Origin of the sequence: Enterococcus sp. DIV1682a, from assembly GCF_051711005.1 — a bacterium.
In the GTDB taxonomy this organism is placed as follows: Bacteria; Bacillota; Bacilli; order Lactobacillales; family Enterococcaceae; genus Enterococcus_B; species Enterococcus_B hirae.
This window is the reverse complement of record NZ_JBIOLT010000001.1, coordinates 2757897-2770000: the sequence shown is the minus strand read 5'-3', so window position 1 is coordinate 2770000 and position 12104 is coordinate 2757897. Positions and strand designations below refer to the sequence as shown.

Annotated in this window: 7 protein-coding genes; 6 read left to right on the top strand and 1 reads right to left on the bottom strand. The window is 35.5% G+C overall.

Annotation, left to right across the window (positions count from 1 at the left end):
- Nucleotides 1-55 precede the first annotated feature (55 nt).
- The 5 genes from IGJ23_RS12655 to IGJ23_RS12635 all read left to right on the top strand — a co-directional run bounded on the left by IGJ23_RS12655 (nucleotide 56) and on the right by IGJ23_RS12635 (nucleotide 8240).
- On the top strand, nucleotides 56-1303 hold the full coding sequence (locus IGJ23_RS12655; RefSeq protein ID WP_081204242.1) for a competence/damage-inducible protein A: 1248 nt from the start codon (nucleotides 56-58) through the stop codon (nucleotides 1301-1303).
- 105 nt (nucleotides 1304-1408) lie between these two features.
- Nucleotides 1409-2449: a recombinase RecA gene (recA, locus tag IGJ23_RS12650; RefSeq protein ID WP_010720621.1), complete on the top strand. Its 1041-nt coding sequence runs from the start codon at nucleotides 1409-1411 to the stop codon at nucleotides 2447-2449.
- A 570-nt stretch (nucleotides 2450-3019) separates the two neighbouring features.
- Nucleotides 3020-4576, top strand: a complete 1557-nt coding sequence (gene rny, locus IGJ23_RS12645; protein ID WP_010720620.1) for a ribonuclease Y — start codon at nucleotides 3020-3022, stop codon at nucleotides 4574-4576.
- Nucleotides 4577-5050: 474 nt separating this feature from the next.
- On the top strand, nucleotides 5051-7954 hold the full coding sequence (lanM, locus tag IGJ23_RS12640; RefSeq protein ID WP_161298821.1) for a type 2 lanthipeptide synthetase LanM: 2904 nt from the start codon (nucleotides 5051-5053) through the stop codon (nucleotides 7952-7954).
- 124 nt (nucleotides 7955-8078) lie between these two features.
- Nucleotides 8079-8240: a hypothetical protein gene (locus IGJ23_RS12635; protein ID WP_010720618.1), complete on the top strand. Its 162-nt coding sequence runs from the start codon at nucleotides 8079-8081 to the stop codon at nucleotides 8238-8240.
- Nucleotides 8241-8393: 153 nt separating this feature from the next.
- On the opposite strand, the gene proC is transcribed toward IGJ23_RS12635, so the two are convergent.
- A complete protein-coding gene (gene proC, locus IGJ23_RS12630; RefSeq protein ID WP_010720617.1) occupies nucleotides 8394-9200 on the bottom strand; it encodes a pyrroline-5-carboxylate reductase in 807 nt (268 codons plus the stop codon).
- A gap of 234 nt (nucleotides 9201-9434) precedes the next feature.
- Between proC and mprF the strand changes: the two genes are divergently transcribed.
- The gene (gene mprF, locus IGJ23_RS12625; RefSeq protein WP_438775079.1) at nucleotides 9435-11948 is read left to right on the top strand and encodes a bifunctional lysylphosphatidylglycerol flippase/synthetase MprF; all 2514 of its coding nucleotides are present in this window, start codon (nucleotides 9435-9437) and stop codon (nucleotides 11946-11948) included.
- Nucleotides 11949-12104 lie beyond the last annotated feature (156 nt).

Genomic DNA, 12104 nt, shown 5'->3' with positions numbered 1-12104 from the left:
AGAGACCAAAACAGGCCAACGAGAATTCGTCTGTTGTAATGAAGGAAGCGAAAAAATGAAATCAGAAATCATAGCAGTAGGGACAGAACTTTTACTAGGACAAGTAGTCAACACGAATGCCACGTTTTTATCCGAACAGTTAGCAGACCTCGGGATTGATGTGTATTATCAAACGGTGGTTGGTGATAATCCCGACCGCTTAGAATCATTACTCCAATTAGCAGAAACCAGAAGTGACTTGATCATTTTATGTGGAGGGTTGGGACCGACAGAAGACGACCTGACGAAAGAAGTTACTGCGAAACATCTAGGGGAAGAATTGATCCAAAACACCGAAGGCTATAAAAAATTGTTAGCATTTTTTGAAACGACCAAGCGTAAAATGACTGAAAACAATTTACAACAATCACAAATCATCGATGGGGGGATTGCTTTACCTAATCGCACAGGCTTAGCATTAGGTACGTTCTATCAAACAGCGGACCATGTCTATCTCTTGTTACCTGGACCACCGAGTGAATTAAAGCCAATGTTCATTGAACAAGCTCGCCCATTATTGGAGCAAAACTTTCCATCTGAAGAAATGCTGATCTCAAAAGTTTTACGTTTTTACGGTATCGGGGAATCCCAACTAGTCACAGAATTAAAAGACTTGATTGAAACACAGATCAACCCAACGATTGCCCCTTACGCAAAACCTAACGAAGTCACTTTACGATTAACTGTGAAGACCAAAGACAAACATGCAGGAAACCAAGCCTTACTTGCTTTGGAAGAAAAAGTATTGGCGAGAGTAGGTGAGTACTTCTATGGATATGGTGATGATAATTCATTGCCTAAAGTGGTCGTAGAATTATTAAAGGAAAGAAACCAAACAATAACTGCAGCAGAAAGTTTGACTGCTGGAGCCTTTCAATCAGCTTTGGGAGAGATCTCTGGTGTTTCTCAAGTCTTCCCAGGAGGCTTCATTACCTATTCTTTAGAAACTAAAGCAGAATTTTTACACATCGATGATGCACTATTGAAGCAGCATGGAACCGTCAGCCAAGAATGTGCAGAACAAATGGCTATCCAAGCACGTAATTTAGCAAAAACAGATTATGCGATTTCGTTTACTGGAGTGGCTGGACCAGATACCTTAGAAGGACAGCCAGCTGGAACAGTTTGGATCGCGGTTGCAACAAGTGAAGGGGAGGTCATTTCGCAGAAATACCAATTTACCAGAGACCGTTCTCATATAAGGAATAGCGCAGTAATGCAAGGATTTGATCTCATTAGAAGACAACTATTAAGAAAAAAATAAATGCGAATATTTGTTCGGTTTTTTCTTGCTTTTTGTCATTAAAAACGATATGATTAGTACAATGAAATGTCGCACTGATTTGTGAATATAAGGAGGATTATCGTATTGGCAGATGATCGTAAAGCAGCCTTAGATGCTGCGTTGAAAAAAATTGAAAAGAACTATGGGAAAGGCTCGATCATGAAACTTGGCGAAAAAATCGACCAACAAGTTTCGACTATCCCAAGTGGTTCTCTTGCATTAGATGTTGCTTTAGGTGTTGGTGGTTACCCACGAGGACGTATCATTGAAGTATATGGTCCTGAAAGTTCAGGTAAGACAACCGTTGCCTTGCATGCAATCGCTGAAGTACAAAAAAATGGCGGAACAGCCGCTTTTATCGATGCTGAGCATGCCTTAGACCCACAATATGCTCAAAAATTAGGGGTAAACATTGACGAATTACTTCTTTCACAACCAGATACTGGGGAACAAGGACTAGAAATCGCTGATGCGCTTGTATCAAGTGGTGCAGTAGATATCGTAGTAGTCGATTCGGTTGCAGCTTTAGTTCCACGTGCTGAAATCGATGGAGAAATGGGTGACTCTCACGTAGGGTTACAAGCTCGATTAATGTCACAAGCATTGCGTAAACTATCTGGGTCGATCAATAAAACAAAAACGATCGCTATTTTCATTAACCAAATTCGTGAAAAAGTTGGAGTGATGTTCGGTAATCCTGAAATCACACCTGGTGGACGTGCATTAAAATTCTATGCAACGATTCGTTTAGAAGTGCGCCGTGCGGAACAATTGAAACAAGGAACAGACATTGTTGGTAACCGTACGAAGATCAAAGTAGTTAAAAATAAAGTAGCGCCACCATTCAAAATTGCTGAAGTCGATGTGATGTATGGGCAAGGAATTTCTCAAGAAGGAGAATTGCTTGATATGGCGGTTGAAAAAGATATCGTTGATAAAAGTGGTGCTTGGTATTCTTACAAAGAAGATCGTATTGGACAAGGTCGTGAGAATGCAAAAAATTACATGTCCACTCATCCTGAAATGATGGCAGAAGTTTCTGCTTTAGTCCGGGCGGCTTATGGGATCGGTGAAGATGTAGAAATACCCGAAGAAACGCAAGCAGAACTTCCTTTAGAGGAATAAGACGAAGTAAGAGATAGAAATAATCGAATAACTATTCAAAGGATGTTTGAGCATCGAGAGAACTCGCGTCGTTCAGAGAAAATGTTTTCCTTTGATATGTTGTCGATTGAATCTAATAAGCCGAAATTTTTTAAAATTTCGGCTTATTTTTTGTCTTTTAAGTAGTCATTTGACTATACTTTCTCCTAAAACATAATGGAAAATGGGGGATGTTTAAGCAGTGATTGACTACATCGACAGAAAGGGACTATTCTACTTAAATGAAAGGATAACATGTTACTTAAAAGTCATTTTTTGTTCTTAATTTTCATTAATGCAAAATTATTTGTTCTTAATATGTTTTGGTTATTATTTAATATTATCTTTTATTCATAAAATGACCTTTAAATGAAAATCGAGAAAGCCGTTTCTTATGTATTTAAAGTTGACACTACGGGGTACAAACATTAGAATAAACTTGTGCATGTTTTTGTACACCTATGCATAAAGCATATTAACAAGTTTAGAGTACTTTATCATAAAAGTTATATAGATGATAAAAATGAAAAAGATAGTATGGAGGTGGATTTTATGGTATTCAATATTCTCCTCGCTATCATCGGTTTAATTGTCGGTCTTGGTTTAGGGTTTATGGTTGCAAAGTCACGTCATGAAAAAGAAATTGCAGGTGCTCAATCATCAGCAGCTGGAATTATTGATAGTGCAAAGAAAGAAGCAGAAACTCTAAAAAAAGAAGCATTGTTAGAAGCTAAGGAGGAAAACCAGAAATATCGTTCTGAAGTGGAGAGTGAGTTGAGAGAAAGCAAGTTAGAATTAAAATCTCAAGAAAATCGTTTAATTCAGCGTGAACAAACGTTGAATCGTAAGGATGACTCATTGGAAAAACGTGAGACCTCACTTGAAAGCAAAGAAGAAGCACTTAGTTCAAAACAGCAATTGATTGAAGAGCGAGAAAAAGACGTTGAAAAGTTGATTGAAGAACAACAAAGAGAATTAGAAAAAATTGCTGGTTTATCTAAAGAAGATGCAAAAGATGTCATCATGAAATCAACTGAAGAAGAATTGAATCATGAATTGACGTTAATGGTCAAAGAATCGGAACAACGTGCAAAAGAAGAAGCAGATCGTAAAGCCAAAAATCTTTTATCGTTAGCGATTCAGCGCTGTGCGGCAGACCAAGTATCTGAAACAACCGTATCCGTAGTAACTTTACCAAATGATGAAATGAAAGGACGCATCATTGGTCGAGAAGGACGAAATATCCGTACACTAGAAACATTGACTGGAATTGACTTGATCATTGATGATACACCAGAAGCAGTGGTCCTTTCAGGTTTTGATCCAATTCGTAGAGAAATCGCTCGGATGACTTTAGAAAAACTGATCCAAGATGGACGGATCCATCCTGCACGAATCGAAGAAATGGTCGAAAAATCGCGTAAAGAAATGGATGAACGAATCCGTGAGTACGGGGAAGAAGCGGCGTTTGAAGTTGGTGCGCATACCCTTCATCCAGATTTGATCAAAATCATGGGTCGTCTTCATTTTAGAACTAGCTATGGACAAAATGTTTTGAAACATTCAGTAGAGGTTGCTAAATTGTCAGGTATACTAGCCGCTGAGTTAGGCGAAGATATCCAATTAGCTAAACGAGCTGGTTTGCTTCATGATATCGGGAAAGCATTAGATCATGAAATCGAAGGTTCTCACGTAGAGATCGGCGCAGAGTTAGCTGCTAAATACAAAGAAAATCCTGTAGTGATCAATGCGATTGCATCTCATCATGGAGATGTTGAAGCAACGTCAGTTATTTCTGTCTTGGTAGCTGCTGCAGATGCCTTATCCGCTGCACGACCAGGAGCTAGAAGTGAATCCTTGGAAAATTATATCCGTCGCCTAAGAAGCTTAGAAAACATTTCAAATAGCTTTGCCGGAGTAGAATCTAGTTTTGCTGTTCAAGCTGGACGAGAAGTTCGGGTTATGGTAAAACCAGAAGAGATCTCTGATTTAGATGCAGTTCGTTTAGTACGAGATATTCGTAAACGAATTGAAGAAGAATTAGATTATCCAGGGCATATCAAAGTCATCGTTATTCGTGAAACGCGTGCGACAGACTACGCTAAGTAAAAAATAAAAGAACGTTACGATTAGTTAGGATAATCGTAGCGTCTTTTTTGTTTTAAACCACTATTTAATCAAGCTTGATCGTTTTAACATTATTTTGATAAGAGGTTGAGCAGCTATAAACATGGTGTGTTAACTTTGAGTTCTAAATTAGCTTCTTAATAAGAAGTATGCATAATCTAACTAGAGACGATTATTCTATCATTAAAGTAGATCAAAATTATTCTTAATGACTACTAGAAAATCAAACTAGGATGAAGAATAGTTAGGAAATAAAATTTGTTGCATTATTGTACATTTTGTTAACGAGAGATAAAAGTTGTATAAACTAGTAATATATTGATCTATGAGTTTGAAATCAATTTTATGTACAATTTTTTACTAGGATTTATTGGGTAGAAAGATATAGTTTTTGTTCTTGAAAACACAAGTAATTGATTCTATATGATCTAAATATAGATGAGGTGGGGTAAGCAGATGGATAATTATGAGTTGTTGGAATACAATTTAGCAGAATTTATGACTTCAGATATGCAAGAGGAATTTTTACAATTTTTTCATTTTCAGAATATTAATGAATTTAAGGAACAGTATGTTCATTCAAAAAAACTGCTAAAAGATCAGAACGAAGAGATGTTGAATGAACTAAAAGAATGGAGACAAGTTGATTCAATTGAAAAATTCTCGCAACAAGTAACAATAAAGCTAACTGAGCAATATTTTATGAAGTACCCAAATCTAATAAAATACAAAAATGTTAGCAATAACATTAATGAAAACCTTTGCAAAGATATTCATGAGATTCTTTTGCGAACGATTGTTTATGACTTTAATCTATTAAAATCACAGTTACAAAAACTCTCTGTGAAAAGTTATATTAGAAATTATTTATCTAATGAGAAATACGTCACAGGTTTGTTTCAAAGATTTCCTGTTTTATTCAATTTAATAGATAAAAAAATCAAAGAAACAATCTGTTACATTTCTGAAGTTATCCAACATGTAGAGTATGATTCAAAGGAAATTAACGAATTGTTTAGTATTCAACTTGATCAAGAAATAGGAGTTGAATTTTCTTTGGGTGATCCGCATCTGTCAGGAAAATTTCCACTCGTGATAACAGGTAAAAAGAATAAAATTATTTATAAACCACGAAGTAATTACAATGATTTATTATTTGGAGAATGCGTTGCTTTATTTAATAAAAATAATTTTAACAAACAACTAGCACAAATAAAATTATTGAATCGTAAAACGTATTCTTGGTCAGAATTTATTGTAAGTGATCCTTGTCAATCAGAAGAAGAAGTTCAAGATTTCTATTATAAAATGGGGGCAATTATTGCAATTCTTTTCTATTTAAATGCTTCGGATATTCATCTTGAAAATCTAATTGCAAGTGGTGGTTCACCCATGCTCATTGATTTAGAATGCTTGTTTAACAATTTAGATCGTATGGAAGCATTATCTGTAAATGATAAGATACATGAAATTTTGACTAATTCTGTTCTTAATTCTGGAATTGTACCTATGTACAACGAATTTTTTAAAGATGATATTTCGGCTTTAGGAAGCCATGAAAACTTATTCCAACGTTTTTCAGTACCACAATTGATTGTTTCAGAAGATGATTTAGAAATTAAATTCACTGAAAATTCTGATGAATTTAAATATTCATATTCTAATGTTCCGATGTATCATGGACAAAATTATCGTTTTTTAGACTATAAGCAACAGATCTATCAAGGATTTACAGAAACATTTCACCTATTTTTGGATAAAAAATCAGAGCTGATTGATATTGTTGAGCGCTATAAAAATGATATTACTATCCGACATTTAATAAAACCAACAGCAACTTACAGTAAAATAGCGACTTTAAGTTATCATCCTAGGTTCTTGACAGCACCGTTTGATCGCTTGTTATTTGTCTATTCTCAAATGGCAAGATTTGGTTCTACACCATTTCTTACCTATGAAATTGAGGACATACTAGAGGGGGATATCCCTTATGTTTTTTCAAAACTTAACTCAAATACACTTAACATTTCAAAAAAAATGACATTTACGAATAACAGTCGTATAGATTTCTTAACACTATGGAAAAAAAAGATCCATTCTCTTAGTGAGAAAGATTTAAACTACCAATTAAATATTTTGCAAAAAAGCTTTGGAGATAAAAATATTACGTTAGAAGATCTTTTTATAATTGGAGAAAAAAATGATGAGATCAAGACTTTAGAATCTTACATCCATAGTAAAAGGATAGTACACAATAAGCAGGTGACGTGGCTTCATACCGGTTATGAAGATTTAACAAAAGACAAAGATTTTAAAATTCGTTTAAAACTGCAGCCAATGAATAACAGTTTGTATAATGGGAAAATTGGTGTAGCAATCACTTACTATTATTTATGGAAAACAAAAAATGATTTTGATTACAAAAACAGATTTCTATTAATATTGAATGATTTACTTGATCATTTTGATTTATCTAATCAAAAAAATTATGATATAGGGGTTTTTTCTGGATTAGGTGGTTATATCTATTTATTTAATTTGATTGCTCCATCCTTGCGAACATCAAAACTGATCGCAATTGAGCAAGATATCCTTCAATATCTGGGACAAAAAATAAAAAAAGACAAAATTCTGGATATTATGAGTGGTACGGCGGGGTTATTACTACTTTTTTGTAATATTTATAAAAAGAGTCCTAATAAAGAATTAAAAAAATTAATTGGACTTTGTGTGGAGAATTTATTAAATAATTTAATAGAATCAGAGGGAAAAGGAAGTTATTGGGAATCCTCTGTAGAAAAGAAACTTATTTTAGGTTTTTCTCACGGAACATCAGGTATTCTTTATGCTTTAGCGATTTATGAAGAGTTATTTTCGGTAACCAAAATAAAAGAAACGATTGGCGCAGTTACCTTATTTGAAAACCAACATCGTAAAAACGGTGTGTGGTTTGATACAAGAGGAGAAAAATGGATTGAGCAAAATACTTTTTATTGTAATGGTCTTGTAGGAATGCTTACTCATCGATATCTTATGGAAGGAGAAAGCCCAGAGGAGCTATTATATTTTGCTCGATTAAAAGAAGAATTAAACAAAGAACGTGTAGATAGTTGCTTATGTCATGGCTTTTTAGGAAATATGTGGCTTTATCGTCATTTCTTCATTCATCATAATATAAAGTCATATGCGTTCTTACTCGATGATTGGAATGCATACTTAGACAAACGAACAATTAATGAAAGTTGTTTAGAAGACGAGTTTCTAGATGTTGGTTTGATGACCGGTCTTTCCGGGGTGATTTTGGGATTGTTAGCGTTGGAGAACCCTAACATACCAAACATACTTTTATTCGATTTATAGATAAATCCTTCAATCGAAAATACGAATGAAGAGATAGGATCTGATTGAATAATAGATTGATAAGTGTAACAAACAGTTGATGACAATAAAAAATGATTGATCAACTTGAAAGGAGGTGAAGAAAATGGCAGTAGGACTATTAATGAAAGCAGGCAATGTTTCTGAAGAATTAGCAGTATTAAACAACGAACATAGTTTGAATGCTTCGCTAGATACCATCTGCGGAACAATGGGTAGCCTTGGTTGTGGTAGTTTTGGTTGTGGCTCTTTATCTAGCTGTTGCTAAAATATATACGGATGAAAGGTTTCAGAGGTTTTATTGTGAATATTGAAAAATAATAATTCAGAATGAAGAGTCTGAATCTGGGACATTAATCAGAAAAAATCTGATTAATGTCCTACTTTTTTTAGTAAAAAGATTCCTTCAGACTCATTCGTTTTATTTCTTATCCAGCATTTCTCGATCTTTTTCGATCGTTGTATTGATCCCTTTGATAATAGCAGGAATGAAGCCAGCTTCTTCTAAAGCCACAACACCTGCAACGGTTGTTCCGCCAGGGGAAGAAACCTGGTCAACTAGCTCCCAAGGGTTTTCATCACTTGCTAGGAATTTTTGACAAGATCCCATAATAGCTTTGGCAGCGATCTCGGTTGCCATTTTTTTAGGTAAGCCATTAAAGACACCCGCACGACCCATGGCATCGATCAACATATAAATAAATGCTGGTGAACTACCGGCTAACCCAATAAACGTACTGAAATCACCTTCTGCCAGTGGATAGACACTGCCGATCGCTTCAAAGATTTGCGTTGCTTCTTTGAATTCCTCATATGTGACATGATGATTTTTACAGATAGCAGAGACACCTGCACCCACACTAACGTTTACGTTTGGCATGACACGAATGATTTTCGCTTCGGGGTCATTTAGGGCTTTTTCCAGATCATGTAATGATTTTCCTGAAGCAATTGAAATAAAGAGACATTTCTGACTATATTTTCTTAAATCCTTCAGTACTTGGTCAATGATTTTAGGTTTGACTGCCAGTAAAATGACATCTACTTGTTTTGCGACTTCTTGATTTGTTTGACAGGCGGTTACACCAGTTGCTTCTGCAAAACGTTGTGCATTTTCGAAATGACCACTTGAGACAAAAATATCTTCTTTAGCCACTGTTTCGTGTTCAATCAAGCCGTTAATGATTGCTTGCGCCATATTACCTGTTCCAATGAATCCAATTTTCATGTTATCCTCTCCTTTTGTTTTAGCATAGCTTTCTTTTCAATGAAGGGCAAGCAAAGAATAAAGCGTGTGGATAGATACATAAACAGGTGAAACTAGTGCATAAGTGGTAAAAATAAGGTAAATAAGCTAACATTGATTTATAAATTGAAAGTTTTCAAGTAAGGATGGTAAAGTGTGAAAAATAAAAGTCATACGGCATTTCAGTGGTTGAAAAATCATAGCTTGATTTTAAAAATGATTTTTTTTGGATCTATTATAGTTTTCGTTGCCAATCAAGTCGTAAATATTGCAAATGGAATGAGTTGGCAAGATATTTGGCAAACTATGCGACAACAAAGTTATGTTACGCTGTTTTTGATGGTTTTAGTGGGGTTGATCGGTGTTTTGCCAATGTTGTTGTATGACTGGGTGACGATTCGCGTGTTGGAAAAACAAGGGAAGCCTAAAATGAAGCGTCACGATTTTTTCTTAGCTGCTTTTATTACGAATACAATTAATAACTTAGCGGGCTTTGGAGGAATTGTTGGAGCTAGTCTTAGAGCAAATTTTTATGGAAAAGAAACAAATCGGAAAATGGTACTTGCTACCGTTTCTAAAGTTGCATTATTTATGTTGACTGGTTTATCATTATGGTCATTTCTAACGTTCATTGATGTTTTTTTTCTACAAACTACTAGTATTTTTAGAAGTTATTGGATTTGGTTACTTGGCGGTAGTGTGATAGCACCGGCTATTTTTTTCTTTGCTTATTTAAAAAGAAGAACATTATTTGTGGAATTCTATCCTAAGGGTCTAGTCGGGTTACTGTTAGCTTCTGTGGGGCAATGGACTGGAGCATTGGTCGTTTTTTTAGCGATTGGTTATTTGATGGATGTAGATATTTCCTTATTTTCGATTTATCCAATGTTTATTATCGCTACGTTAATCGGTATGTTGACAATGGTTCCTGGGGGTGTCGGGACATTTGATGTGTTGATGATCTTAGGTATGAGTCAGTTAGCTGTTCGACAAGATATTGCAGTGGTTTGGTTACTTTATTACCGTTTGTTTTATTATGTGGTTCCTTTTGCGGTTGGCTTATTTTTATTTCTGTCACATACTGGAGTAAAAGTGAATCGTTTTTTAGACAATATACCACGACTGCTCTTTCAAAAAATCGCGCATTTTATTTTGGTCACAGCCGTTTATTTTGCAGGGATCATGATGGTGTTACTATCTACGATTACGAATCTTTCTGCGATCAGTCGATTGTTTCAGATTTTATTACCTTTCTCGTTTAATTTTTTAGACCAAACGTTGAATCTATTGATTGGATTCTTATTGCTTGGGTTGGGAAGAGCGTTAGCAATGAAAGTGAAGAAGGCTTTTTTACCAACTATTGCTTTATTAGCTTTTGGAATCATTAACACAGTTACTCGAACATTATCTTGGCAATTGATTTTAGTGTATATCTTGATTCTCCTGGCTGTCTGGCTAGCTCGGAAAGAATTTTACCGTAAGAAATTTGTTTATTCATGGGGTGCCATTCTTTTTGATCTATGTTTGTTTGGGTTTCTATTTATCGTCTATGCAATTGCAGGGTATCATAGTGGACGTTTTTGGGTAAATCGATTGACAGCTGATCGCTTTCTCCTGTTCCCATCCGATGAAGTTTGGTTTTCAGGCTTGATTGGTCTAGGGATCTCGCTGTTGGCATTAGTAGCATTGTATCAGTACCTTGCTTCTGAAACGAATGAGTTAGGGTCAGATTTACAAATCGAAAGATTCAAACAGATGTTATCCGTCTATCAGGGGACATCTGCTAGTCATTATCTTCGTTTACCAGGATATAAATATTATTACTATCAACAAAATGGAGAGGATCAAGTCGTCTTTGGTTACCAGATCAAAGGAAATAAATGCTTTGTTTTGGGAGACCCGATTGGCAATCCTAAAATGATTCGTCCTGCTATTACAGAATTTATGCAAAAAGCTGATTGCTTAGGGTATCAAATTGCTTTTTACAAGATCTCAGAAAAATATGTGGTAATGTTGCATGAATTAGGTTTTCATTTTACAAAAGTCGGCGAGGTAGGAATGGCAGATTTGACTACAGAAGAAATGCCTTGGGTCAATCAACAGCTAGAGTACCAGCGTCTAACTAATGAAGGCTATCATTTCACTTGGTACGAACAATTACCTGAGGAATTATTAGCTGCGGTGAGTGAGGTTTCGGATCAGTGGTTACATGGTGCGAGAGAAAAGCATTTTTCTGTTGGGCGTTTTGACGAATCTTATCTGTTAGCCAGCGGTGTTGGAGTGGTACGCAAAGAACAAAAAGTGGTCGGATTTATTACAGAGCAACCAATATCTGAAAGCCAAGCAGGCTATGATCTATTACGTGTATTGCCAGATGAACCTGCTGAACTATCCGATTATTTATTAGTCAATCTATTTGTTGTCTACCAAGAAAAGGGCTATCTTGAGACAAATCTTGGTTTAGCTCCGTTAGCAAATGTAGGGGAAACAGACTTTGCATTCTTTCAAGAGCGCATCATGCATATTGTTTATAATTATGGTAGTTTCTTTTACTCATTTCAATCGACCTATGAAGAAAAACTGCGCTATGTCACTCGTTGGGAAGGTCGCTATTTTGCTTACATGAAGGGAAGCAGTTTTACATTTGCCACATTACAGTTGTTTATACTAATTGGAAAGGGAAAAGAAAAAAGTATCAGTTTTGCAGAAGAAGTATTAACGGAATTGTAAATTGCGTAAATAGAGGAATAACTGGTGACGTGTTTTAGCTACCCATAGTTTAAAACGTGAAAAAGCGATTGACGGTAGCTAGAGAAAATGAATGTGGTCGAAGGATGGTTTGTTTTATCTGTAGACAGAAAAGGTCTGAGAAAACCGCTAAGATCG

What these genes read in the sequence shown, in the direction of transcription:
- rny (WP_010720620.1), top strand. Translation starts at nt 3,020, where the DNA reads ATGGTATTCAATATTCTCCTCGCTATCATCGGTTTAATTGTCGGTCTT.
- proC (WP_010720617.1), bottom strand. Translation starts at nt 9,200, where the DNA reads ATGAAAATTGGATTCATTGGAACAGGTAATATGGCGCAAGCAATCATT.
- lanM (WP_161298821.1), top strand. Translation starts at nt 5,051, where the DNA reads ATGGATAATTATGAGTTGTTGGAATACAATTTAGCAGAATTTATGACT.
- IGJ23_RS12655 (WP_081204242.1), top strand. Translation starts at nt 56, where the DNA reads ATGAAATCAGAAATCATAGCAGTAGGGACAGAACTTTTACTAGGACAA.
- mprF (WP_438775079.1), top strand. Translation starts at nt 9,435, where the DNA reads ATGATTTTTTTTGGATCTATTATAGTTTTCGTTGCCAATCAAGTCGTA.
- IGJ23_RS12635 (WP_010720618.1), top strand. Translation starts at nt 8,079, where the DNA reads ATGGCAGTAGGACTATTAATGAAAGCAGGCAATGTTTCTGAAGAATTA.